Annotated in this window: 19 protein-coding genes; 1 reads left to right on the top strand and 18 read right to left on the bottom strand. The window is 64.2% G+C overall.

The window, feature by feature from the left end:
- Positions 1 to 8: 8 nt before the first annotated feature.
- Positions 9 to 656 (bottom strand): response regulator transcription factor, encoded by a 648-nt coding sequence (locus ABIC17_RS14000; RefSeq protein ID WP_354282704.1) that lies wholly within the window; start codon positions 654 to 656, stop codon positions 9 to 11.
- Between the two features lie 391 nt (positions 657 to 1,047).
- Between ABIC17_RS14000 and ABIC17_RS13995 the strand changes: the two genes are divergently transcribed.
- Complete coding sequence (locus ABIC17_RS13995) at positions 1,048 to 1,635, top strand: helix-turn-helix transcriptional regulator (protein WP_354282702.1); 588 nt, start codon at positions 1,048 to 1,050, stop codon at positions 1,633 to 1,635.
- A gap of 12 nt (positions 1,636 to 1,647) precedes the next feature.
- Here the strand turns inward: ABIC17_RS13995 and ABIC17_RS13990 are convergent, their stop codons facing one another.
- The 17 genes from ABIC17_RS13990 to ABIC17_RS13910 all read right to left on the bottom strand — a co-directional run bounded on the left by ABIC17_RS13990 (position 1,648) and on the right by ABIC17_RS13910 (position 24,350).
- Positions 1,648 to 2,559 carry a hypothetical protein gene (locus ABIC17_RS13990; protein ID WP_354282700.1) on the bottom strand — a complete coding sequence of 304 codons (912 nt, stop codon included), beginning with the start codon at positions 2,557 to 2,559 and terminating at the stop codon, positions 1,648 to 1,650.
- Positions 2,531 to 4,933, bottom strand: a complete 2,403-nt coding sequence (locus tag ABIC17_RS13985) for a fimbria/pilus outer membrane usher protein (protein WP_354282698.1) — start codon at positions 4,931 to 4,933, stop codon at positions 2,531 to 2,533. Before ABIC17_RS13985 ends, ABIC17_RS13990 begins: the two co-directional genes overlap by 29 nt.
- A gap of 99 nt (positions 4,934 to 5,032) precedes the next feature.
- Positions 5,033 to 5,782, bottom strand: coding sequence for a fimbrial biogenesis chaperone (locus ABIC17_RS13980; RefSeq protein ID WP_354282696.1), 750 nt, complete (start codon positions 5,780 to 5,782; stop codon positions 5,033 to 5,035).
- Positions 5,783 to 5,856: 74 nt separating this feature from the next.
- The gene (locus ABIC17_RS13975) at positions 5,857 to 6,414 is read right to left on the bottom strand and encodes a hypothetical protein (RefSeq protein WP_354282694.1); all 558 of its coding nucleotides are present in this window, start codon (positions 6,412 to 6,414) and stop codon (positions 5,857 to 5,859) included.
- Positions 6,415 to 6,686: 272 nt separating this feature from the next.
- Positions 6,687 to 7,748, bottom strand: a complete 1,062-nt coding sequence (locus ABIC17_RS13970) for a PepSY-associated TM helix domain-containing protein (RefSeq protein WP_354282692.1) — start codon at positions 7,746 to 7,748, stop codon at positions 6,687 to 6,689.
- Positions 7,748 to 9,880 (bottom strand): TonB-dependent receptor, encoded by a 2,133-nt coding sequence (locus ABIC17_RS13965; RefSeq protein WP_354282690.1) that lies wholly within the window; start codon positions 9,878 to 9,880, stop codon positions 7,748 to 7,750. Before ABIC17_RS13965 ends, ABIC17_RS13970 begins: the two co-directional genes overlap by 1 nt.
- A 353-nt stretch (positions 9,881 to 10,233) precedes the next feature.
- Complete coding sequence (locus ABIC17_RS13960) at positions 10,234 to 11,967, bottom strand: hypothetical protein (protein ID WP_354282688.1); 1,734 nt, start codon at positions 11,965 to 11,967, stop codon at positions 10,234 to 10,236.
- Between the two features lie 13 nt (positions 11,968 to 11,980).
- Positions 11,981 to 13,066 (bottom strand): protein-glutamate methylesterase/protein-glutamine glutaminase, encoded by a 1,086-nt coding sequence (locus ABIC17_RS13955; RefSeq protein ID WP_354282686.1) that lies wholly within the window; start codon positions 13,064 to 13,066, stop codon positions 11,981 to 11,983.
- 3 nt (positions 13,067 to 13,069) lie between these two features.
- A complete protein-coding gene (locus ABIC17_RS13950) occupies positions 13,070 to 13,891 on the bottom strand; it encodes a CheR family methyltransferase (RefSeq protein WP_354282684.1) in 822 nt (273 codons plus the stop codon).
- A 118-nt stretch (positions 13,892 to 14,009) separates the two neighbouring features.
- Positions 14,010 to 14,489, bottom strand: coding sequence for a chemotaxis protein CheW (locus tag ABIC17_RS13945; RefSeq protein WP_354282682.1), 480 nt, complete (start codon positions 14,487 to 14,489; stop codon positions 14,010 to 14,012).
- A gap of 71 nt (positions 14,490 to 14,560) precedes the next feature.
- Complete coding sequence (locus ABIC17_RS13940) at positions 14,561 to 15,076, bottom strand: chemotaxis protein CheW (RefSeq protein WP_492724235.1); 516 nt, start codon at positions 15,074 to 15,076, stop codon at positions 14,561 to 14,563.
- Positions 15,077 to 15,078: 2 nt separating this feature from the next.
- On the bottom strand, positions 15,079 to 17,073 hold the full coding sequence (locus tag ABIC17_RS13935; RefSeq protein WP_354282678.1) for a chemotaxis protein CheA: 1,995 nt from the start codon (positions 17,071 to 17,073) through the stop codon (positions 15,079 to 15,081).
- Positions 17,070 to 17,438, bottom strand: coding sequence for a response regulator (locus ABIC17_RS13930; protein ID WP_354282677.1), 369 nt, complete (start codon positions 17,436 to 17,438; stop codon positions 17,070 to 17,072). Before ABIC17_RS13930 ends, ABIC17_RS13935 begins: the two co-directional genes overlap by 4 nt.
- Complete coding sequence (locus ABIC17_RS13925) at positions 17,435 to 17,746, bottom strand: STAS domain-containing protein (protein WP_354282675.1); 312 nt, start codon at positions 17,744 to 17,746, stop codon at positions 17,435 to 17,437. Before ABIC17_RS13925 ends, ABIC17_RS13930 begins: the two co-directional genes overlap by 4 nt.
- Before the next feature lie 247 nt (positions 17,747 to 17,993).
- Positions 17,994 to 20,159: a methyl-accepting chemotaxis protein gene (locus tag ABIC17_RS13920; RefSeq protein ID WP_354282673.1), complete on the bottom strand. Its 2,166-nt coding sequence runs from the start codon at positions 20,157 to 20,159 to the stop codon at positions 17,994 to 17,996.
- Positions 20,160 to 20,670: 511 nt separating this feature from the next.
- Positions 20,671 to 21,882: a D-mannonate dehydratase ManD gene (gene manD / locus ABIC17_RS13915; protein WP_354282672.1), complete on the bottom strand. Its 1,212-nt coding sequence runs from the start codon at positions 21,880 to 21,882 to the stop codon at positions 20,671 to 20,673.
- A 53-nt stretch (positions 21,883 to 21,935) separates the two neighbouring features.
- Positions 21,936 to 24,350 carry a glycosyl hydrolase 115 family protein gene (locus tag ABIC17_RS13910; RefSeq protein WP_354282670.1) on the bottom strand — a complete coding sequence of 805 codons (2,415 nt, stop codon included), beginning with the start codon at positions 24,348 to 24,350 and terminating at the stop codon, positions 21,936 to 21,938.
- Positions 24,351 to 24,570 lie beyond the last annotated feature (220 nt).

Here is a 24,570-nt window from a genome sequence, read left to right as displayed (position 1 = left end):
GCGGCTGGCTATCCGGTGGGCAACCGGACATGCTGGGCGTTTTCGCCTGCGGCAAGTGCGATCCGCACCGCCTCGGTGGCGTTTCGGGCAGAGAGTTTCGATAACACGCGGCTGCGATGAACCTGCACGGTGCGCGGGCTGATTTGCAGGATGCGCGCGATTTCCTTGCTGGTTTCACCGGCGATCATCTGCTCGAGGACCTCGCGTTCGCGCACCGTCAGGAAATAGGTTTCGGCGGCGGACGTCGCTGCTTCGCTACGTCCTGGCGCTTGCACCATCGCCGAACGGATCGCTGTGATCAGCGCGTCGCGGGCGGCGAATTCCGCAGAGGATTCGAACAGGTCGGGGCCGGCGGCATGCTTCGATGCCGACCAGATCTCTTCCCCGGTCAGCAGGATGACCGCCAGCGTCGGCTCGAGAATCAAGCATTCCGACTGCAGCCCGGGAAAATCCGGGTCAGTTGCCCGGCGTCCCGGGCTGCCCCCCCGGGAGGCTATCGCCCCGCCGTCGGTTGCCGCCTGCGTGCCGCGTCGTCGGTTGGTACTCGTGGTACTGGTTTCCGCCAGTGTCATCAGCGCCTTTACCGCGTTTGCGACGGTACGCTGTCGCCGCAAGACACAGACGACGAACTCATCGCTGACGGCGGGCTTGATCATCCCCGCACGACCGCAAGCGCGGCTGAGCGAACCTCTGTTGCGAAACGGGTGCGCCGATACAGCACTTTCGAGCGGCGCGTTCCAGGCCGGATACCAACAGCGAGAACGGTCCCGCCAATGACGCAGAGCGACTGTGTCATCGCAATCTTTCCTCCCCATCTCAAACGGATAACCGGTTGTCGCCCAACGGCTGTATTCAAATCGTCGGCCGGTTCCATCAGACTCGATGGCTTACGCAAAAGTGCGTAGTCATTAGCGCGCATTTCATCCTAGTCCGAAGCGGATTATGCCCGAACCAAGCCGTAACGGTCCTAATGTTCCGGAGATAGACGACCATTAGTCGCACTCCGCGTCATTTCAGGCAGGGGGCCAGCCAGGGGGGAATGCAACCATGCTCGCTTGCGATGCGCTGGGTCCGTCATCGACACAACCGATCCTGAACTGGCTGGAGCGAGACAGTTGCGCACGGATGATCGTCGATGACGACCTTCTGGTGCATTGGATCAATGCCGCGGCCGACGAGATCCTGCGGCATACCAGCCCGATCCGGATCACGAACGCCAAGTTGCGGATATCCAAGCGCGAACTGTGTGATCCGTTCCTGCAATTCGTCCGGGGGTCGGGGGACGGGATCGCGCCATTCTGTCTGCATGTCAGTTTTGGCGAACATCTGCTGCTCACCGGGCAGCGCGTGCGCGGCACATCCGCGCAGCATCTTACCGGCCTGACCCTGCGGCGAACGACGCGCCGCTATCTGTTGTACGGCGATGCGCTGGAAACCGCGTTCCGCTTGACCTCGACCGAGCGCAAGGTGCTGGAGTCGCTGTTTCTGGGGGAAACCGCGGACGAGGTGGGGGATCGTCTGCACATGTCGGTCGGCACCGTGCGGACCCATATCCGCCACATCTACAACAAGGTCGACGTCAACTCGCGCGAGGCGATGTTCTCGAAGCTTCTTCCCTACATCTCCTATCCCTGAAGCCGATGCCCATCAGAGCGCGCTGAGGACGATCGTCAGCGTGTCGCTGTACGTGCCAGCGAGATGCGGCCCGAGCGCGCCCAGCGTGATGTCGAGCGGGAGCGACGTGCCGGCCAACGTCCGTGGCGGATCGACGATGTCTTCCCAATGCTGCGTCAGGTCGACCGGAACGCCGCTCAGCGCCGCGGAATAAGCGATGCTGTCCATTTCGCGCAGATCGCCTTCCGGCAGCAATCGCCCGGCGTTGGCTGAATCGATCGTCAGTCGCGCGGTCGTATCGGCGCGGATCTGCAGGAAGACGCGACGCGTGGCATTGCTGGCGAGTACGCCGAAATCGACCTGCGCGACGCTTTGCCCCTGCCCGAACGTCGCGATCGCCCCGACGATATTCATTTGCGCGCGCGGGACCACGGCCAGCACGACGGAGACCGGCATCGGCGCGACCGTGGTGGCCAGCGCGCCGACATCGCGCAGTTCCAGCGACAGCGGCGTGGCGTGCTCGCCGGCGGATGCGACCGCATCCTGCGTGACGATCGCCTGGATCGCGAGGCGAGTCCGCGTGCCGGGCTGCAAGCTTGCGCGCCACGTACCGGGGACCGCGGTCGGGACCAGCGCGGCATCGCCTGTGCTGGCAATGAAGCCGACCTGCACTCCGGAACTGCCGATCGTTGTGCTCGACACGGCGGTGCGGGTTTGATCCAGCAGGACGAATTCGACCTCGCAGGCGGCGTTTGCACGGCTTTCCACCTCGAACGTGATCCGCTCGACCGGACGGGTGAACGCAAAGGGATCGTAGTCGAGCCGGGCCATCGAGGCGGTCGGGATCAGCGTCGCGTCGCACGTCGCCGCGAACCCTGCATTCGGCACCGCAAGCGCGAGCGCAACGGCGATGCGTTTAGCGTACGATGCTAAGTTTGCCGACATCGACCATCCCCTGTGTACCCTTGCGAATCTCGAACGCGGCGACCGCATTTCCACCGAGCAGCAGCTGATAGCGGCCCGGTGCGAGCCGGTCGGCGACGAAACGGCCACCGCGATTGGTGAAGAAGCTGCGCTCCTTCCAGCCCTTGCGCCGCGCCGGGTCGACCGGCTCGATCGTGCCCGCGGCAAGCGCGACCGGTCCGTCCGGCCCGATCAGGAAGCCGACCGCGATCAGCGATTCGTCGCTGCCGATCGGGAAGCGATACCCCGAGCCATATCCCGGAAAAACGTTGATCGTCGCCTGACCGAGGTCATAACCGATCGGGAGCGGATCGACGCGCAGGTCGTAGCGCCCGACACCGTACGCCCGCCCGATCGGGATCACGGCCGGCCCGAACAGTCCCGACCGCGCGACCACCCGGTCGCCTGAGAAGATCGCCGCGCGCGATCCGCGCAACGTCCGGTGGACCGGCGCGATGATGAAGCCTTCGCTCGCCGCTCGCCCGACCCCGAAACTGCCGTCCGCAAAGCCGACGAAGCTGCGGATGTTCCAGTCGGACGCGTTGACGGTGCCGCCGCCCGGGCCGTTCCGTTCGAGCCGGTTGTGGTTGAGGACGAGATCGAAGCGATTGTTGACGTAGGCGAGCCGGCCCGACACCGCGGTCGCGTCCCGGTCCTGCGTATAGCGGATGGCGCCGCTGAGCTCGTCGAGCCGTCCCTCGGGGGTGCGGCTGAGCTCGACTTCCTTTCGACCGGTGCCACTGTCGTAGCGGACGGTGGCATAATCGCGTCGGCCCAGCCGAAGCGAGACGCCGAGCGCGACCCGGTTGTCGGTGCGGCGTCCATCGCGGAACACCACGCGCGCCCCCGTCACGTTGACGCCCAGCCGTCCGAAGCTGCGGCCCAGCGACAAATCGATGCGGTAGCTGTCGGCACCGCCGTAGCGCGCCATGCTATAGCCCAGGCCCACCCCGGTGCTGATCGCGAACGGTGCGATCCATTGCACTTGCAGGCCCGCCTCCAGCGCCTGGAAATTCTGCACGTCGCGCGCGAACGCATCGCGGAAGGCGGCGCTGCGGTACACCGCCGACCCGGCGATCCGCAGGTCGCTCTTGCTGCGGAGCGAGAATTCCCCGCGGTAATCGAGCGATGCGGCAAAACCCGTTCCGCCCCCTTGCCGCGCCTTGCTTGCGGATGTTTCCACCTGCACGAACCCGATCCGCGTGCCGAGCACCGCGACCCCGCCGACCTGCACGCCCAGCCTGGTCGCCTGTGCATTGGCCCCGAGCGTCAGCGTGTCGGATACGCCATGGAACGCATAGGCCGTCAGCGCGGGCGAAAGGCCGTAGCGAAGCTGACCGCGGTCGCGCACGCCGAGGGCAAAGCCATATTCGGTCAGCCCGGGGTTGATCAGGGTGTTGGTGTTGAACACGTCGAAGTTGAGGATCTCGCGCTTTCCACCGATGTCCTCGACCACGAGCTGGACCTGGTTCGGCCCGTTGGCGAACGGAAAGTCGCCGATGTCATAGCGTCCGGGCGCAAGCCGGATGGTCTGTACGCGGACCTGGTTGACCAGCACGTCGACGCTCGATTCGCGATCGAGCGTGAATTGCTGCCGGCCGATCGGGCGGGTGTTCTGGAACGGGCGGATCGTGGAATAGGCGCGTTCCACACCGATACCGAGGATCCGTCCCGAACCCTGGAACGACGTCGAACTCGGGGTGAACTCGCCGACGGTCGCGCGGACGGCATGGTCGAACAGGTCGTGCGTCGCGCGAAACTCGCGGCGGCGCCAGCGATCCCCGTCGAACGTCGCGCCACCGGTGAAGGTCACGCCGTCGAACCCGCCGGCATTGACGATTCCGTCGATGTCCGCGCGCACCGGTTGCAGCCCGCCGCCCCGTCCGTAGACATAGCGTTGCCCCATGCCGACGTTGACCCCCGCGGCAAAACCGGCGGGGCGATCGAAGTCGGTGGGCACGGGAACCGCCTGTTGCGCGCCGAGACGCAAGGTCGCCGGCAAGGTCGCATCCGCGGCGAGCGTCCCGACGACTTCGAGTGCCAGACTGTCGAACGCGATGGCGAAGCCGTCGACGCGCAGATCGGCGAAGTCGACTTTCGTACGCCCCGCGATCCTCGCCGTAAGCGCAGCAATCAGTTCAGCGCCGACGACCGGCTTGAGCAACGCCAGCAGCCGCGTCGCGTCGATCTCGCCGTCGCCCTTGGGATCGACCGCGATACTGATCGTGCCGAGGAACCTGTCGTTGACCTTGAGCGACACTTCCAGCGGAATGCGGACGGGCCCGACCCTGCCGAGTGCGGACGCCGCATTGGGCGCGCCGTTCGCCTGGGGTTCCGCTGATGTCGTATCGCGCATCAGGGCACCGGCGGGGGAGGCGGCGATGAGGGCGGCGCAGATGGCCGGCGCCGCCGCAAGCTGGACCGGGTGTCGACACCCCCCCGCGCATGTCATGGCTCACTGGACGGTTATGGTCGGTTTGATCGTACCGACGAGACCGGTCAGATTCTTGGCAAGAACGCGGGCATCGCGCGACTGTCGCGGCATGAATGCGGAAAAGCCGCCGACCTGGAGATCGTCCGACGCGACCGTCACTGTCTTGCCGGCGGTATCGGTCAGCTTGACATCGGTGGCGTTGAGGATCGCGATGCCGGTGCCTTCGTTGTCGATCTTGAGCAACAGGTCGCCATTGGCCGCGCGTCCGGTATCCACGACGGTAATCACCGGCTTGGCAGCGTCGGGCGAAACGATGATGTGGCTGAGGAAGTTGAAGCTGACCTTGACGTCCGAGGCGGCACCGGACGCGCCCTTTGCCAGCATGGCCCCCGGCGCGGCGACTGGTAATTGCGACACCCGGACACCGTACATCCGCGCTTCGGTCAACGCTGCATCCCCGATGTAGCGGACCTGCACGGTCTGTTCCTTGCCCGGCGCGATGGAGGTCTGCGCCGGATACACCAGCATGTCCTTGTCCTCGTCCACGCGAGTCGGCGTTCCCGCGCGGTCTGCCGTGGCCCGGAACGCGGTCAGTTCGAGCGTGATCGGCACCGACCCGGAATTCTTGATCGCCATCGTCAGATGCGCCTTGGCACCGGCCGGTGCGATCGTCGCGAGCATCGGCTGGACCTGATATCCTTGCGCGACGCTGGCGACCGGCATTGCCACGCCCAGCAGCGATGCGATTCCGCGTACGAAAGCTGTGGTCACGATCATTCCCCCTGTACACGACGAGACAAAGGCAGGAGCGGGACCCCCCCGCTCCCGCCAGGTCGATCAGCCGATCAGACCGAAGTTGCCGTGAAGGTGAACGTCTCGGTGTAGGTGCCCGCGGGCGCAGCGTTCGCCGAGAAGTTCTGCGACGTCGGCGTGTTGTTGGTGTCCGCCGCGACGTTCATGTTGAGCGACAGGACCAGCGGAATTCCGTTGGCGATCCCCTGGGTATAGCCGGTGCGCGACCGGGTGAACTGGTTGACGTTTTCCTGTCCAGTCCCCGGGAAGGTGTCATGCGCGGCGATGGCGAAAGCGCTGTCGCTGGGGGAATCGAGGATGAGATCATAGTTGATCCGCTGCGTGACGCCGCCGACCACCTGCGTGAGATCCCCGTTGGTCGATCCGACGATCAGCTTGGTGCCGGATGCGGAATTGCAGGACAACCGCAAGTTGGCGACGGTTTGCTGGTTCGCCATGGCGATCGAGGCGGTGCCGCTGGACACGTTGCTCAGTGCGACGTTGCAATAGGGCGCGACGACGCCCTGAACGGTCAGGCTTTCGGCAAAGGCCGGCGCACTGGCGAGACATGCTGCAGCCGCAGCGGATGCGAGGATGATGGCTTTCTTCATGACGACTCTCCCTTGGTGACGAACGCTGCCCACGCACATTGCGGGCAGGGATGTCGCAACGGTGGAACCACGGCGACATTCGTACGTTAGGGCGGCCAAATCGGGGTCGCGCCTACAGGGTTGCCTATATCAAATTGAGTAAGTGACTCCGCCATGGCCGAACTTGGGCCATGACTTCTGGTGGTCTGGCGCAGGTACGCTACGGGCGTCGCGGCCCAGCCCCGTAGCCAGCAGGTCATTCGAGCCTTACTCGTTCTGTCGGAAGCCATGTTTTACAGGAGTTTTTGCTTCCGCCGCTTGCTCTGACTGATGTTCCACTCCGTCCGCCAGAAGCCATACACCGCCAGGCTACCAAGCAGCGTCAGTACGATGCCCGACACGGTCATGGCGAGTTTCCATGCAATGCCGCCGGTCTTGGCAGCGTGCACGGGGTAAAGTTTCTCGCAGATCGATGCCGCCGTTCCTCGGGTCGCTGGATCGTCATGGGCCACGATCCTCAGCGTAGCCGGATCGGCGTACACGAACGTCCGTCCGTTCGGTGTCCATTCGAACGATTGGCGGAGGCGCAGCACGACGGGCGTGCCGGGCTTGCGCGGCATTTGCAGGCGGCGAAGTTCGGCACCAGGAAACATCGCGGCAGCCGCGGTGAAAAGCGGCTTCAGGTCATGCGCGGATGGCGTCACCCGGACACTGTGAACTTTGGGTGGGTGCACCCGTGTTTCGGCAAGCAAGGGCCCGCCCAGTGCGGGAAAAACCATCAGAACGCCCGTCACCAGCGACACGAGCAGCAACGGCGCCGTCAGGGCACCCATATCCCGGTGGTGGTGGACGATGGCGCCGGGCTTCATCGACGCAGGCCAAAACCGCAGGCGAAAGCGGCTGCGCATCCGCCACCACAGGATCGTCCCGGTAATGAGGAAGAACAGGCCCGCCAGCCCGGCGATCCCCGTCATTGTCTCGCCGACATCGCCGGCCAGAAGGTGATGATGGAGATCGAACACCCACAGTTCCGGTCGCTGCCATGCCGAGGACCAGCGTTCGACCGTCACGCCGGCCTGACTGACATAGGCACCGCTGCCGTCTGCGAAGAGGACCTGATGCACGCCCAGACCGTCGCCTGCGAAGGTGATGCGGTCGATCGGGGACGGCGCTTGCGATACTGCGTCGACGGCCCGGGCCAACGATCCCGGATCGGGCCGGACTGTATCGCCGGCGTGCGCCACGAAGGTCAGTTGGTTCCGCCAGACGAGCAGCGTACCCGTGAGACCCAGGACCGCCAGCAGCAGACCGCCGATCGCGCCGATCCAGCGATGCAGCAGGGACAGGATGCGCATCAGAAGCCGGCCTGCCAGCTTAACGTGAAGTTGCGCCCCCGCCCGGTATAGAAGCGCGCATTGTCGGTCGGACCCTGCGTATCGCTATAGTAAGTGACGTAATCGGTATTGCCGAGATTCTGCACGCTCAGCATCACACGGCCGACCGGGAGTTCATAGGCGACATACGCGTCGAACAGCCGATAGCCGACGAAGTCGTTGGTGATCGGCTGTCCTTGGAAACGGCGGGACAAGTAATAGCGTCCCTGTACCCGTGCACTCAGGCGGCCGCGGGTATAATCCAGGTTGAGGTTCAGACGATCGGGCGAGATGTTGGCGCCGTCCAGATCGGCATCGAAAATGCCATCGGCATTGGTGTCGGTGCGCCCGCTCAGATGACTGAAACCAGTGCCAACCTTGAGACCGGGCAGTGGGGTGCGAACAGCGAGGTTCAATTCCAGACCCTCGATGTCGATCGGCTGGCGTGCAACGTTGAAGAACCCGTCGCTGCTGCGGACGAGCACCTGACCTAGCTCGCTCGACGACCAATAATAGGTCACGCTGGCGTCCAGCGGCCCCTGTTTCACTTCGACGCCGATCTCGCGGTTGTTCGAGATCACTGGGGTCAGATCGAGAAAGTCGCTGATCCGGATGTTCGGCTGGGTGATACCGCGCAGGACACGCCCAATGTCGGCGATCGTGTAACCCTCGGCATAGCTGCCATAGGCGCGGATACCCTTGACCGGCTCCAGCACGACACCGCCGTTCCACAAGGCGCGGTCGAAGGACGGCTTGCCGCCGATGACGGCCCGCGCGCTCGCACTCGCAAGCGTCGTATAGTCGGGGATATCGAGCTGCACGGTCTCGTAGCGAACCCCGCCTGCGACCCTGACGACACCATCGAACAGTTTGAGATTGGCCTGCCCGAACGGCGCGAGGCTGCGAAAATCTGTCTGCGGCACCCATGTGCGGCCGGTCTGCACCAGATCCTGCTTGGTGCGGTCGATCAACGCATCGAACCCGGCAGTCAGCGTCAGCGCTTTGAGCCCCGGCACCGTGCGTTCATAGCTGATCTTGCCACCGAGCTTGCGCGAGACGTTGCGCGACTGGTCGAACAGCGTGCCGACGGGCGCGATCCTCGCATCCTGAAACGTCGCGAGGACACCACCGGCGAACGTGTCGTTGGTCCGGTTGTAAAAGCCCTGAAGCGTGAACGCCCCGCCAAGCACATTGCCGTCCGTCAGCGATGCCGACACCATTTCGGAAAGGTCAGTGGAGGGTTGGCCTGGCGTTTCGCCTCGCCGGCTGGTGGCGGGGATGCCCAGCGTCCGGTCGCCATCGACCGCGACATAGTGATTGTTGCCCTCCAGCTTGAAGCGGTTGGCGATCACCTCGAACCGGGCGGTGTCGGACAGATCGACGCCGACCCGGCCAAAGAAGGTCAGGCTGTCCGTATCCTGGATTTCGCTCTGGTTCCCGTCGAGGCCGATGCGCCGCCCACGGCCATCGACGAAGACGCCGCGCCGCTCGAACGCAACGCCGCCGGTCGCATCGAACCGGCTGCTGCGCATATTGACGAGGCCGGCGACCTTCCCGCCGAGCGATGATCCCGCAAAATCGTTGCCGCTGTTACCCTGGAGCAGCGTGCGTCCGCTCCAACCGTTTTGCTTCGGCGCGCTCGCAGTGACCTGATTGACGACGCCGCCGGTCGCACCGATGCCCTGCAAGGCGTTCGAACCGTAGATCACTTCGACGCGGTCGATGAAGAAGGGGTCGATGGTATAGCCGTCGCGTGCGCCGTCCCGGATCGGCGTGCTCTGCGGAATACCGTTGATCGCATAGAGCGGCGAGCGACCGCGCAGCGTTTCGCCAAAGCCGGTAATCTTTTCGCGTGTGGGCGAGAAGGCCGGCAGCAGCGCCGAGATCGCATCGACGACCGAGCCGGAAACTGCGACCTGACGCGATAGCGTCTCGCTGTCGATCACGTCCACGGTCAGGGGCAGGGCGCTAGCAGGCAGGTTCGTGCGCGCAGCCGTTACCACGATATCTTCCGGTCGAGCGTCGTCCGCACCATTGGCGGCCTGTATCTCCTGTGCGCTCGCGATGCTTGTCGACATGATACTGGCGGCGATCATGCCCAATGCGATCTTCATTCTATTCCCCTTTGCAGAGGCGGTAGAAGGAGATCAGTCTAATTGCAATCGTTTCGCATTAGCAGATTGCTGGGAGGTGGTGGGGTCGCCGCTCTCGCACGATAGGGGTAAGCGACGCGTATTCCCACGTTCCTTACGGACACTGCTCTACACAAGCGAGCGAGGTCTGGCAGGCAGGCTTGACGAGTTCGAACTGCACGGGATGTCTGGTTTTCGACTGAACCACGATTGCGGGGTGCCGCATTCGGTCGTCAGCAATGGTGCCACGCCGTCCCCAACGAGCGAGAAACGAGCAAATGCTGACCCTGATCACGCGTGACAGGTCTCAATATCTTAGGGGAAGGCGGCAGCGATCAGAACAGACCATCGCAATCTACGACATCAGTCGTACCCTCGGTTGGGCCGTCCTGCCCGCTCGGACCTGGAACAATTCTGCCATGGACCTGTCGCTCGCTGGACATCGTGTAGGTGCGGTTGATCTCGTCAAAAACCCGGGACGCCTGCTCGGTCAATACTGCGTCCGTCTGTGCGTAGCGAGTTGCCCATCCTTCGAAACGGCCAATAATATCGAGCAGCGGGTCGGAAAAGACCGCTTCGCATTCGACCGCCCCGATCATCTCCGTGACGAGGTCACGGATCATTACGGCGTTCTGATCCAGTTCTGACATACCCTCCCGCGTCAACTGCGCACCGGCGCGGATGGCGTCCAACGCCGCTTCGAGCGTGCTGCCCTGAGATGTTTCGCCGTCTGGCTCTGAACTGATCGCGTCTGCGGCGGCGTTCAACCTCCCGAAGGCAGTGGCGACCGATCCCGAGACGGATTCCAGCGTCTTGACTAGGCCGCGGATCTCCGCGGCAATCCTAGCCAGTCCATCCCCCGCGCGCCCCATTCGGAACGAGCGCAGGTCGGTATTCCATGCCATGATCTGGACGTCATTCGTGACGCGGTAAATCGTGGTCAACCGCTGCCCCAGGCGCTCGACCGTCACGGATGCCTCGGCACCCAGCCGGGTCGAACGGATATCGGCGTCGCGCAAGCGCGCCGTCACGGAGTCCACCTCGGCGACACTCTGTTCGAGGACTTCGAGAAACGCTGCGTCACTCCCGCGTTCGGCAGCACCCTCGCCACTGAGCGACAGCATCGCGGCAAGCTGCGTACCGATGCTCTGGAAGCTCGTGGCCAGCAGCCGCGACTGGTGCTGGAAGTCCTGCGTCGCGTCGGCGACCTGCGCTGCCAAAAGCGACATTGCCTGACCCTGAAGGGCGGCTGCCGCGACCGGATCAGGCGCAATATTGGGATCGGCAAGCGCTGCGTCGAGGATACGACAGGTCTGCGCGGCATGCTCGAGCCGCTGCCGCGTGATGTCGCCGATCTGCATTGCGCCATGCGACGCCGACAGTTTCGCGCGGATGTCGCGCGCGACGGTGGCGATCCGGTCGGCGCGATCCGCCGTATCGACTTGGTTGTTTTGCAACCCGATAGCGTCCGCGGCGAGCTTGTCGGGGACATGCGGGCACAGATGCGCGCATTCCGACGCAAGGACTCGATTGACCTCGACCACGCACGGGACGGTTTCCGCCAATTGCGCAACCTCCTTGCTGATCTGGTGCATTTCCCGCTCGCTGACGTCGAGCTTCGCAATCATCGCATCGGCGAAATCGGAATAGCCCTGTGCCCCCGCGGCGGCGACCTTGATGTTGCGGCCACAGATCTGCAAAAAATCGAGCGTCCGGTCGACGCGGAGCACTTCCTCCTGCACCGTGCTGGTTGCCTGCTGGATGATATCCAGCGAGCGCTGCCGGTCGGCCTGCACCACCGGCAGCCGCGCGAGGCGATCGGCATTGCCCCGCATCGTTGCGATCGCACGATCGGCGGCTTCCCGGTCGAGCGCGTTGGTCACGTGGTCAAGACTGGCGATCAGCTTTTCGACGATGTCATAGGCGTGCGCGAGCGAGTGCCCGGCATCGACGAAGCGCTTGTCGAGACCGCTTGCGACCAGGTCGAGTTCGGCTCCCAGCGCGTGCAAGGCTGGCCCGAACGCCGCTACGACATCGGGCACCAACGCCCCCTGTTCGACCCATTCCATCGTCCCAACCCCCTTATTGTGTCGCGGCGTACAGGACGTCGCGGGCGATATGACCGAGCGGCAGCACCCGTTCCGCCGCGCCCAGCGCGATGGCTTCCTTGGGCATGCCGAAGACGATCGACGTCGCTTCATCCTGCGCGAAGGTGCGGGCGCCTGCCTGCTTCATCTCAAGAAGACCGCGCGCACCGTCATCGCCCATCCCGGTCATGATGACCCCGAGAGCGTTGGACCCTGCCGCCGTCGCCGCCGACCGGAACAGCACGTCGACCGACGGACGGTGACGCGAAACCAGCGGTCCGTCGCGGACCGTCACGAAGTAGCGCGTACCGCGTCGCTCGATCAGCATATGCTTGCCGCCTGGCGCGATGAGGACATGGCCCGGAAGCACGGGATCACCGTTCTCCGCCTCCTTTACGGTGACTTCGCACAGCGAATTCAGGCGATTGGCAAAGGCACGCGTAAAGTTTTCGGGCATGTGCTGGACCACCACGACCCCGGGCGCGGTGGCGGGGAGCGCCTCCAGCACCGTGCGCAGCGCCTCGGTCCCGCCGGTCGACGCGCCGAGGCACACGACCCGTTCGGTTGCGCGGGTCATGCCCCGGCCGCTGGGCGGCGGGAGGACTGCGTCGGCCGTTAGCTTCTGCTCGGGCGGGCTGGCCCGCCCGGCTCTCGCCGAACGCATGTTGACCCGCACTCTCGCCGCAGCCTTGATGACATCGCGGATCTGGAGGTTGTGATCGCTCAGATGCTCGGCCAGCCCGACGCGCGGTTTCAGGATCACGTCGACGGCCCCCGCTTCAAGGGCCTGCACCATCGTGTCCGAACCCTGTTCGGTCAGCGACGAGCACATCACCACCGGCAGCGGACATTGCGCCATCAGCTTGCGCAGGAAGGTGATGCCGTCCATCCGCGGCATTTCCACGTCGAGCGTGATGACGTCGGGCACTTCCTCCTGGATGCGCTTGGCGGCACTGAAGGCGTCGGGGGCGGTCCCGATGACGACGATGTTGGGATCCTCCTCAAGGATCGTCTTCATCGCATGGCGTGCGACCGCCGAATCGTCGATGATGAGGACACGGATCTTTCCTTGACCAGCCATCGATCAGCTCCGCTTGAAAACAGTGTTGGCGACCGGGACGAGCGGAACGTCGAGACCCGCGATCGATTCCGAATGCCCGAGGAACAGATAGCCGCCGGGCGCCAGGTTCCGGACGAGCTTCGACACGACATCGTGCTGGGTCTGCTTGTCGAAGTAGATGAGGACGTTGCGGCAGAAGATCAGGTGCATCGGCTCACCCACCGGATATTTCTCGTCCATCAGGTTGAGGCGCGCGAAGGCAATCGCACGGCGCAGTTCGGGCACCACGCGGACTTCGCGTCGCGCCGGGTCGCGCGATTCCATCAGATACTTCCGGCGCAACGCCGCCGGGATCGGATCCGCCAGATCGGACGGATAGATGCCGAGCCGAGCCGTCTCGAGCACTTCGGTGTCGAGGTCGGTCGCTAGGATACTGTAGGTGAAGCCGCGTCGCGCGCTGGTGAACCCGTCGAGCAGCATCGCCATGGTATAGGGTTCGGGCCCGGTCGAGCAGGCGACACTCCACGCGCGGATCGTGCGCAGATAGTCCGCCTCGAACGTGGGGAGGGCGATGTCGCGCAGGAAATCGAAATGGACGGGTTCGCGGAAGAAGTCGGTCTTGTTGGTCGTCACCGCGTTGATCAGGTGACGCCCTTCCTCGTCGAGCGTGTTGCCCGTCAGGACGTGGCGGCAATAGGCGTCGAGCGTCTCGAACCCCAGTGCGCGCTGACGACGGCGCAGGCGGCCTTCCAGCATCGTCTTCTTGCTGACCGGCATCCGGATGCCGGCATAATCGAAGATGTAGTCGGCCAGGCTCGCGAAGTCGCGCAAGCTGATCTGGTCCATGCTGCTGGCGGACGGCTTCAGGGGCGGGGGGGCAAGGGACAAGGGAGCCATCTCCAGGGAGCGGATGGCCCCTCGCAAGACGGGACCATCGGGGTTTAGGTTCGGCGACCGGATCGCGTCACGCGGCGGCAGCGGCGACCAGTGCGGCGGTGTCGGCGCTGGAGAAGATCTGGGCGACATCGACCAGCACGACGAAACCCTCGGCGCGCTTGACCACGCCGGCGATGTAACGCGAGGGCCAGCGGATCCCGATGTCGGGCGCATCGCCGATGTGACGGCAATCGAACGTGCTGACCTCCAGCACGCGATCGACGACGAGCCCGAGCACTAGTGTACGCCCGTCGACCGGAACATCGACCACTAGGATCCGCGTGCTCGGGGTCGGTGCGACATGCGGCAGGCCGAGGCGCAGCCGCAGGTCGATCGTCGTTATGCCTTCGCCCCGCAGATCGGTCAGTCCCATCAAATAGTCGGGGCCGTTCGGAATGCGGAACGTCTCGCTCCAGTCGAGGATTTCGCGCACCAGCGCGACCGGCACCGCGAAGGTTTCCGCGCCCAGGCCGAAAGTCACGGCCTGGAGTTCGCCTGCGCCGGTCATGCCGGGAGCCTTGCGGAAGGCGTGTCGGCCAACCGTCGTTCGACAAGAGCGTTCATAGCGGCCCTTCCAGCCTAGAGGAGTGCGGGGGCGAGGACGGCGGGTGCGCCCCGACCGCCCAGCAGCGGGTCAAAGATCTTTGCGATATTGGCGAGGACGATGACGCCCTGCGGTGTGCGCACCAGCTCGCGGATATAATCGCGACGCCAGCGCAGGCCGACCGTGGGCGGGGTTTCGCTTGCGTCGCGGTGCAGCGTCGCCACTTCGTGGACTTTGTCGGTGCGGATGCCGATTTGGGTCTGGATGCCGTCAACGTCGAGTTCGACAACCACGATGCGGCTGTCCATCGTCGATTCTGCCGAGGGCAGGCCGAATGCGAGGCGAAGGTCGGCGATCGGGATGATCTTGCCCCGGAAGTTGGCGACGCTGGCGACCAGTCGGTCCGCGCCGGGAACGACCGTTTCGGGCAGCAGGTCGAGGATCTCGCGGACGAGCACTGCCTCGACCGCGAACTTCTCGGTTTGCAGATCGAACGTCAGCACTTCAAGCCGACCATCCTCGTCCCATTGGGTTTGCGATGTTTCTTCCATGGTCATCCGACGGCGCGAAGCCGCTCCTCCTGATGCTGGCCAAGCGCGACGAGCTGGACGACGTCGAGGATTAGTGCGACCCCGCCGTCGCCGAGGATCGTCGCACCGGCGAAGGTCGGGACGTTGCAATGCACCGGCGACATCGGTTTGATCACCGTCTGGTGGCTGCCGATGATCTGATCGACCACCAGCCCGACCCGCTCGGTGCCGGTCGCGATGATGACGATCTTCTGGTGCAAGCTCGGCTTCGTGCCCGTGGCGAACATCTCGCGCAGCCGGACGAACGGCACGAGCCGGTCGCGCAGCGTGATGAAGCTGCGACCGCGCGACCGCAGGTCTTCCTCTAAACTGAGCTCGATACATTCCTCGACCACGCCGAGCGGGATCACATATCGCCCGTCGCCGACACGGATCAGCAAGCCGTCGATGATCGCAAGAGTGAGCGGGATGCGGAGCGAGACCGTCGACCCCTGGCCAAGCACGCTCGCCACCTCGATCGTGCCGCGCAGGCTCTCGATCGTGCGTTTGACGACGTCCATGCCGACACCGCGACCGGACAGGCTGGTGATCTGCTGCGCGGTCGAGAAACCCGGATGGAAGATCATCTGGAGCAGTTCCTGGTCGGTCACGACCTGCCCGGGCTGGATCAACCCGTGCGACTCCGCCTTCGCCCGAACGCGCTCCCGGTCGATCCCGTGGCCGTCGTCGCGAATGGTGATGACGACCTCGCCCCCTTCCTGATGCGCCGACAGGCGCACTTGCCCGGCGGCGGGCTTTCCGGCGGCGACGCGCTGCTCGGGATGTTCAACCCCGTGATCGCAAGCGTTGCGGATCAGGTGAATCAGCGGATCCGCCAGCCGCTCGATGACGGTCTTGTCGACTTCCGTGGTTTCACCATCGGTCGACAGTTCGATCGTCTTGCCGGTGTCGCGCGCGATGTCATGGACGAGGCGGCGGAAGCGCCCGAACAGCGTGGCGACCGGGACCATCCGGAGGACCATCACCGTATCGCGCAATTCGCTCGCCAGCCGTTCGATTTCTTCCGAGATCGAGTGCAGCGCGACGTCCGCCGCGCTGCCGCCGCTGCTGTGCGCAAGCTGCGACAGGCGGCTCTGCACGATGACGAGTTCGCCGACACGGTCCATCAACAGGTCCAGCCGTTCGGCCGGCACCCGGACGCTCTCGCCACTCTTGGGCGTACCACGACCGGTCGGGGCCGCCGCCGGTTCGCGGTCCTGCGCCGCGGCTGTATCGACAGGAGCAGGTGCAAGGGAAAGCTGAGGCGGGGCAGGCGGGGCCTGCGCTTCGTTACGGGGCTCATCATCGAGCTGCTCGATCTGCAGATCCATGTCGTCGAGCACGAAGATGAAGACGTCCTCGATATCGCTCCTGGACATCGCGCCGCGCAGTTCTACGTCCCAGCCGATGGCGCACTCGGTCGGTACCAGGTCGGCCAGCAACGGGACCTGATCGGTCCGGGCGACGATCCGGCATTCGCCCAGTGTGCGCAGTTCGTCGAGCAGCGCGAGCGGGTTGATGCCGTTCTGCATCGCCTCCGGCGGCAGTTGAAGCGACAGGCGCCATTGCTGGATCGCGGGTGCAGGTGCCTCGGTCGGGGCCGGGGCCGCATCGAGCGCCGCTTGCAGTTTCGTGAGGATCGCCTGGCCTTCTGCGCCGCAGGCGGCACCGTCGCCTTCGATCAACGCGCGCATATGATCCTGCGCCGACAGGATCACCGCGATCAGTTGCGGCGTCGCCGGCGTGAGGCCCTTGCGCACGCGATCGAATGCGGTCTCGCAATGATGCGTGAAGCTAGCCAGCGCATCGAACCCGAACATCGCGCCCGAGCCCTTGAGCGTGTGCAGGCCGCGGAAAACGGCATCGATCAGCTCGTGATCGTCCAGCTTATGCCCAAGGTCGAGCAAGCCTTGCTCGACCTGCTCGAGCAACTCGCCCGCCTCGACGCGGAACGCGGCGACGGGATCGTTGTGGCTCACCGCCCGAGGACCTTGCGGACAACCTTGATCAGCTGATCGGGGACGAACGGCTTTACCAGCCAGCCGGTCGCGCCCGCCGCCTTGGCCTGCTGCTTCATCGCGTCCTCGGACTCGGTCGTCAGGAACAGGATCGGCGTGCCGCATTGTGCCGGGCTCTTGCGCAGCGCGCGGATCATCGAGAGCCCGTCCATGTTGGGCATGTTGAGATCGGTGATGATCATATCGAACTTGCTGCCACTGGCCTTGCTCAGGCCCTGTGCGCCGTCGGCAGCTTCGGTGACGGCATAGCCGGCCCCGGTCAGTGCCATACGGATGGCCATCCGCACGCTGTTGGAATCATCGACGATGAGAATGGATGCGGTCATTGCGGCAGGTCTCCATGAAACCAGAACATTTGATCTGCTGGGGCGATATCGGTGAGGAAGCCGGCGCGCTCGAGCAGCGCGGCCACTGCGTCGCTTGCCGGACGGGCGAGGCGCAGGCCCTTTCCGTCCCGCTCGGCCTGATGGCGGGCGGCGCAGACGAGCTGCAGGAAACTGACGTCGGCGTCCGCAACCTCAGTCACATCGAGTTCGACGGTGTCGTTTTGCTCGAGATGCGCGGCGAGTTCTGCGGCGAACGGGGACACCGTCGCCGTCGTGACGATTGCCGGTACTAGGACCATCTGCGTCATGCTTTCCCTCCTTTTCGCTGCGCGGCGGCTTGTCTCTTCCGAAACCTGGAAGTCTTGGTTTACCTTATAGAGACGGAGGGCACGTCCGATCTCGGACCGAGGTTTATTTTTGAAAACCGGAACGGATGCGGGTCAAGCGACGCCGTTGGTCGGCGCGGCCCGCGGCCGTCCGACACGATCGGTGCTGGTGCCGAACGCCAAAGGCGGACAGGCCACCACGCGGTGGCCTGTCCGCCGATGTCGCCTGTCAGGCCGCCTGCGTACCGAAATTGTCGTCCTCGGCATCCGTCCCGCCCTTGATCAGGTCGAGCGCGAAGCCGCTGACCCGCGCCTTCTGGTCGGCGATCGAATTGGGTTTTACGCGCTTTGTCTTGGCGCCGGGTCGCGTCACGCTGCCGCTGCGCGCCACCGGCTTGCGTGCCACGGCGGGGGTGTGCCGCCGATGGATCGCGTCCTGGCCGCTGCCTGTCCTGAAATAGGCGATGCTCGCCTGCAGCTCTTCGGCTTGTGACGCCAGTTCTTCCGACGTCGACGTGATCTGCTCGGATGCGCCCGCATTCTGCTGGCTGATCAGGTCGAGCTGCTGGATCGCCTCGTTGATCTGTGCGGCACCGATGTCCTGCTCGCGGCATGCGGCGCTGATCTCGGCGACGAGTTCGGCGGTACGGCTGATATCGGGTACGAGCTTGGTCAGCATCTCGCCCGCCTCGGTCGCGGCGGTCACCGTCTGCGACGAGACTGAGCCGATCTCTGCCGCGGCGACCTGGCTGCGCTCGGCCAGTTTGCGCACTTCCGAGGCGACGACTGCAAAACCACGACCATGTTCGCCCGCGCGCGCAGCCTCGACCGCTGCGTTGAGCGCGAGCAGATCGGTCTGCCGCGCGATTTCCTGCACGATCCCGATCTTCTCCGCGATCGTCCGCATCGCGTTGACCGCGCGCTGCACCGCAATGCCGCTCAGTTCCGCGTCCTTGGCGGACTGGCGTGCGATCTTCTCGGTCTGGGCGGCGTTATCCGCGCTTTGCTTGATGTTGGCCGCAATCTCTTCCATCGCCGAGGAGGCCTCTTCGGCTGCTGCCGCCTGTTCGGTTGCGCCCTGCGAGACCTGCTCGGAGCTTGCCGACAATTCCTGGCTGCCGGCCGAGACATTGTCCGCGGCACCGTTGGCGTTGCCGACGACGCTGCGCAACTGTTCCACCATCCGGACCAACGCCTGTCCCAGGATATCGCGATCGGACAAGGGCTGATGCGATACCGACAGATCCCCGTCGGCGATCCTGTCGGCCAGATCGGCACTCACGCGCAGATTGTCGACCATCCGCACGATCGCCTGACCGAGCGTATCCCGGTCGGACAACGGCTGGTGCGCGACGGCGAGGTCGCCATCGGCAATCTTGTCCGCCAGGCTGGCGCTGAGGCGCAAATTGTCGATCAGTGCGTTGATCGAATCCTTCATGCGCCGGTGGTCGCCTTCGCACGCAATGTCGACCGTCTGTCGCAGGTCCCCCACGCTGACGAGATTAAGGACCCTGTTGCCTTCCTCGATCGGCCGCAGCGTTGCGTCCAGCATGTTGTTGACCCCGGCGATCATCGCCGCGAAATCCCCGACGAAGCGCTTGTCGTCACCGCGCTGGCTAAGATGCCCCGCAGTCGCTGCGGTGATGAGGCGCTGAACCTCGCCGATGATGTCGCGCAGGTTGCGCCGGAGATTCTCGATCGTATCGTTGATGAACGCCTTCTTGCCCGGGAAGTGTTCGAGCGGCGCCTCGAAATTGCCCTCACCGAGTTCCTTGATGCACGCCATTGCCTTCTTCTTCACGGCAATGTGGTTGGCGACCATGGTGTTCACGCCCCGCGCCACCACGCCGAAATCGCCGCGAAACCCGTCCGCCGCGACGAAGACGTCGATGTCTCCCTTGTCGTGCTCTTCGGACATGTGGTTCATCTCGGCGATCAGGCCCTGGAGATTGGCACGCAGCGTCTCGATCGTCTCGTTGATAAAGGCCTTTTTGCCCGGGAACTGTTCCAGCGGGGCGGCGAAATTGCCTTCGCTGAACTCCTTGACGCAGGCCATCGCCTTCTTTTTCACGGTGATGTGGCTGTCGACCATCCGGTTCAGGCCCTGCGCCATGACCGCATAATCGCCGCGGAACGCCTCGACCGGCAAGACGGTATCGATGTCGCCCCGATCGTGCTCAACGTTCCACTGCTCGATCCGCTCGCCCAACTGCGCGACCGGTTGCAACGCGCGGTCAAGCAATTGATTGATAGCGAAGAGGACGTTCTGCGTCTGTCCCTTGGCAAGGGACAGGTTCGTACGTTCCGAGACGTCGCCCTCGGCAAACGCCCTTTCCAGACGCGCGAGTTCAGAACACACGACGGTCGACGAGACGCCAAAGATATTTGTCAGCACTGGTGCCATTCCTTTCGACTTTTGTTCAGTCCACCTGCGGTGCGTCGTTGAATTCTGGGCGAGACGTTCGAGTGTCGATCCGACGATCAAGGATCATATGGGCGACGTAGATCGGACTGGTTGCTATTGGATAGGTATAGGAGCGTCCGACGCGGGATGGTCGACGGCGGCGATAAATTGATGGAGCACGCGCAACGGCTCGGCATCCTGCGCCACGACGCCTCGACGCGGGCCAGCGGGGGGTAAGCCATGATAACGGCGCGTCTCACGGCCGCCTTGCTGTTCGGCCTATCCACCGCAGGCGGTCGCTTGGCAGTCCCAGCGGCCGCCTTGGCAGCCAAGCCGATACCTGCGCGCCGCGAACTTGCGCAGGGCTGTAACTTATCCAGCGCGTCGGCTTTTGCGACGCGATCGCCAGAAAGGGTGCTTGAAAAGTAGCGACCCTCCAAGCCCCGACGGCTTGGGATCGCGTACGGGTTTGAGATTGATCAAAAGACCAATGATAACCAGTTTACCAGTTGTACATCGTCCCGTCTTCCAGCCGGTTGACCGGCAGGAACGCGCGCTGGTATTCATAGCCCTTGGCCAGTTCCTCGTCGATATCGACACCGAGGCCCGGGGCATCCCCCGGGTGCATCATCCCGCGATAGAAGCTGTATTCGTGCGGGAAGACCGCATCGGTCTCGGGCGTGTGACGCATATATTCCTGCACGCCGAAATTGGGCACCGAAAGATCGAAATGCAGCGCGGCAGCCATGCACACCGGCGAGAGATCGGTCGCGCCATGGCAGCCGGTGCGGATTTGATAGAGGTCCGCGAGCGCTGCAATCCGGCGCAGGTGCGTGATCCCGCCGGCATGGACGACGGTTGCGCGGATGTAGTCGATCAACTGGTTCTCGATCAGATGCTTGGCATCCCAGATGGAGTTGAAGATCTCACCGACGGCGAGGGGTGTCGTCGTATGCTGTCGGATCAGGCGGAACGCATCCTGGTTTTCCGCAGGGGTGGCATCCTCGAGCCAGAAGGGACGATAGGGTTCGAGATCCTTGCCGAGCCGTCCCGCCTCGATCGGCGTCAGGCGGTGGTGAATGTCGTGCAGCAAATGCACGTCCCAGCCGAGTGCGGCGCGGGCAGCCTTAAAAAGTTCGGGCACTACGCGAAGATACTTTTCGGTCGACCACAGGTTTTCGGTCGGCAGATCGGAGTCGGCGGGCTCATAGAAATTCCGGTCCTTTGACACGCCGTAGGTCGATGCCATGCCCGGGACGCCGCACTGGAGCCGGATCGCCTTATAGCCTTCGGCCTGATAGGTCTTGGCGGTCTCGATCGTGTCCTCGATCGTGGTGCCATTGGCATGGCCGTAGACCATCACGGCGTCCCTGCTCGCGCCACCCAATAGCTGATAGACCGGCAACCCGGCGAGCTTGCCCTTGATGTCCCACAGCGCGGTGTCGACTGCAGCGATTGCCGACATGGTCACCGGTCCGCGCCGCCAATAGGCACCCTTGTACAGATACTGCCAGAGATCCTCGATCCGGTGCGCGTCGCGGCCGATCAAGCAGGGAATGACATGCTCGGTCAGATAGCTGGCAACGCTCAGTTCGCGCCCGTTTAGCGTCGCATCGCCAACCCCGGTGGTGCCGTCGTCGCATTCGATCTTGAGCGTGACGAAATTGCGTCCCGGGCAGGTCACGATCACGCGCGCGTTGACGATCTTGGGCATTCTGTAGGATCCTCGGGTATATTGCTCTAAGCTATGGTACTGTGCGTGCAGCACTAAGCGCCTGACGCAGGCTTTGCTGTCACTTTCTGCAGCACGACGTTATCGTCGATCCGCCACACCTTGATGTTGTGCCGCCCGGCGGTGACCGCCGGGAAGACGGCATGGACAGTGCGGCTGTTGTTCTCGACCGCGTTGTTCCAGTCGCGTTGCGCCTGAGTTGCCGCGGCGTTGGGGGCAGGGGTAAGCAGATCGCTGATCGTCTGCATCGGGCCGTCGTCGATTGAAACGCCGATGCGCAGCGTTCCCGCTCCGCTCACGTCGAGGGTGGGTGCCAACGTCAACTGCACGTCGAGGTCACCCGCCGACGCCGTCGTCATGGCATATTCGAGGCGAATCCCGTCGGCCCGGCCTGTCGGCTTGCGCCCCTGCGGCAGCGCGACCACTGCGCCGGATGTGGAGCCGAGATACGGGATCGTTTGCCACGTCAGCCCGCCGCCGCCGATCGCGCGGGTATATCGCGCCGCATCGATGCTGAAACCGGGCGCGCTGCGGGGGCGCAACGGACGGAACCGCACCGGTCTGGCGGCACCGGCTACCCGAATCACCGACGGCATCACCTGCTGGTCGGGCTGTTGCCAGCCGGTGTAACCGATATGCGTCTGCGCCATCATGCCGTCCCACTTGCGGCCGTTCAGCGCATGATAGGTCTCCGTGATGGCTTGGTCGCGCTTGAACGCCGCCTCGGCCTGATCTGCGAAGAGGTTGGCGCGGGGGTCATTCGCGACGGCGAGTTTCCGGTTCCACGCGACCGCGTAATACAAGCGATAGAGGTTGCCGAGCGCGAGGATCGGATGTCCGACCAGCTGGAAATAGGCGTCCTGCTGTGCCGGCAGTAGCGTGCGTTTGACCGCGCGCATCTCCACGTCGAGTGAATCCCATTCCGCGACGCGCGCGCCGAAGTCGCCGCCATCCAGAGCGTCGGGCGTGACCTCGCCAAGCGCGAAGCTCGCCGGATCGACGAGTTCGGGCTTCCGCCGGGCGGCGATCTCGCTGTAGCGGGAAACGAGCGTTGCGATCTTCTGCGCCTGATCCGCGCCGAACGTCTGCTCAGCCCAGTCCGCGGGGAAACGCGCGAGGGCGGCAGGCGTCATCGCCTCCGGGTTCCACGCCTGCTTCATGAAGAAGCTGAGTGGATATTCCATCGGCTTGATGTCGCCGACGTTGACGATCCACAGATTGCGCGCACCCTTCTGGTAGGCGAGATCCATCTGTTGCCAGGTCTTCTCGATCTGGTTGGTATTGAGCCATTTGTAATTGCGCGGCCCGCCGACATAGTCGAAGTGATAATAGACGCCATAGCCACCACGCCGCGTGTCCGGCGCCGCGGGCAGGCGGCGGATCTGGCCCCAATTGTCGTCGGAGAACAGCAGCGTAACATCGTCGGGGACCTTCATCCCCTGGTCGTAATAATCCTGTACCTCCTTGTAGAGCGCCCAGACCTGGGGCGTCTGATCTGCAGGCTTTCCGGTAACATCCTTGATGATGTCGCGTTGTGCCGAAACCACTGTTTCGAGCAGGCTGATCGCGGTGCCGCCCGACATCGCCTCGTCACCGTCGCCACGCATCCCTACCGTGATCAGGCTTTCGTAAGGGGTGCCATCGCCTTTCGCCATCATTCGTTGGATGCCGCCGCGCCAGAACGTCCGCAGGTTCGCGGCATTGGTCGCATAATCCCACTTGCCGCCCGTCACGCCCGCACCGGTATTGCGATGCCATTCGTCCTGCGCGCGAGTCATCGGTTCGTGGTGCGAGGTTCCCATCACTACCCCCAGCGAGTCCGCGAGGACCTTGTTCTGGGGATCGTCATCGTTGAATGCGCGCGGTGCCCACATTGTCGGCCACAGGTAATTGCCCTTCAACCGCAGCAGCAAATCGAACACATGCGTATAGGCCTTGGCGTTCGCACCGCCGAAATGCGTCTGCGCCCATGTGCTGAAGCTCGGTGCCTCATCGTTGATGAAGAAGCCGCGGTAGCGCACCTTGGGTTGGTCCCGATGCGATCCGGCTGTCACATAGAGCGCGGCACGTTTCTGCACCGGAACGTCGGCCCACCAGGACCAGGGGGACACCCCGATCTTCTCGGACAGGTCGTACAGCCCGAAGACCGCGCCGCGCCGGTCTGATCCGACGATCACGAGCGCACGCGTAACGTTCGGAAAAGGATGATCGACGACGATCTGGCGATAGGCTTCCCACTGACCGGCCAGGTCCGACGCGGCGATCTTTCCCGTACGCACGAGGTGATCAATCGTTGGGCTGTGCCCGAGCACTCCGGCGACCACCAAATTGCCGGAAACAGTGGCGATCTGCCGAACCCGATCGGGAGATTTCCCCGAGACCCGACCAACATCCTCGGCAAAGGCGTTTGCGGCATGTGCTACCGCCGGATCGGCTTCGGGCTCGAGCAAGATTGTCGCGGGTTGCGATTGGCTTGCGAGGGCAATGGCGCCCGAGACGTTGTGTGAACAGACGGACACGGGGCTCATGCAGGCGAGGGCGGGGGCGCTGACCAGAAACGCACCACCGCTGGTAACTGCTTGGATTGTGCGGATCATTAGGCGGAACCCCTCGCTCGTGGCATGTTGGACGATGCCTTGCCTTTCTTTGGGCAAACCTTGCACGAATTGT

It is taken from the genome of Sphingomonas sp. PvP056 (assembly GCF_040549155.1).
In the GTDB taxonomy this organism is placed as follows: domain Bacteria; phylum Pseudomonadota; class Alphaproteobacteria; order Sphingomonadales; family Sphingomonadaceae; genus Sphingomonas.
The sequence above is the reverse complement of the archived record's forward strand: the minus strand, read 5'-3'. Positions and strand labels throughout refer to the sequence as shown.

Excerpts from the sequence above, each read along its gene's own strand:
- ABIC17_RS13930 (WP_354282677.1), bottom strand. The coding sequence starts at position 17,438 with ATGACCGCATCCATTCTCATCGTCGATGATTCCAACAGCGTGCGGATG.
- ABIC17_RS13940 (WP_492724235.1), bottom strand. The coding sequence starts at position 15,076 with ATGGAAGAAACATCGCAAACCCAATGGGACGAGGATGGTCGGCTTGAA.
- ABIC17_RS13955 (WP_354282686.1), bottom strand. The coding sequence starts at position 13,066 with ATGGCTGGTCAAGGAAAGATCCGTGTCCTCATCATCGACGATTCGGCG.
- ABIC17_RS13945 (WP_354282682.1), bottom strand. The coding sequence starts at position 14,489 with ATGACCGGCGCAGGCGAACTCCAGGCCGTGACTTTCGGCCTGGGCGCG.
- ABIC17_RS13925 (WP_354282675.1), bottom strand. The coding sequence starts at position 17,746 with ATGACGCAGATGGTCCTAGTACCGGCAATCGTCACGACGGCGACGGTG.
- ABIC17_RS13950 (WP_354282684.1), bottom strand. The coding sequence starts at position 13,891 with ATGGACCAGATCAGCTTGCGCGACTTCGCGAGCCTGGCCGACTACATC.
- ABIC17_RS13990 (WP_354282700.1), bottom strand. The coding sequence starts at position 2,559 with ATGTCGGCAAACTTAGCATCGTACGCTAAACGCATCGCCGTTGCGCTC.
- ABIC17_RS13970 (WP_354282692.1), bottom strand. The coding sequence starts at position 7,748 with ATGCGCATCCTGTCCCTGCTGCATCGCTGGATCGGCGCGATCGGCGGT.
- ABIC17_RS13975 (WP_354282694.1), bottom strand. The coding sequence starts at position 6,414 with ATGAAGAAAGCCATCATCCTCGCATCCGCTGCGGCTGCAGCATGTCTC.
- ABIC17_RS13965 (WP_354282690.1), bottom strand. The coding sequence starts at position 9,880 with ATGAAGATCGCATTGGGCATGATCGCCGCCAGTATCATGTCGACAAGC.
- ABIC17_RS13995 (WP_354282702.1), top strand. The coding sequence starts at position 1,048 with ATGCTCGCTTGCGATGCGCTGGGTCCGTCATCGACACAACCGATCCTG.
- ABIC17_RS14000 (WP_354282704.1), bottom strand. The coding sequence starts at position 656 with ATGATCAAGCCCGCCGTCAGCGATGAGTTCGTCGTCTGTGTCTTGCGG.
- ABIC17_RS13960 (WP_354282688.1), bottom strand. The coding sequence starts at position 11,967 with ATGGAATGGGTCGAACAGGGGGCGTTGGTGCCCGATGTCGTAGCGGCG.
- manD (WP_354282672.1), bottom strand. The coding sequence starts at position 21,882 with ATGCCCAAGATCGTCAACGCGCGCGTGATCGTGACCTGCCCGGGACGC.
- ABIC17_RS13985 (WP_354282698.1), bottom strand. The coding sequence starts at position 4,933 with ATGCGCGATACGACATCAGCGGAACCCCAGGCGAACGGCGCGCCCAAT.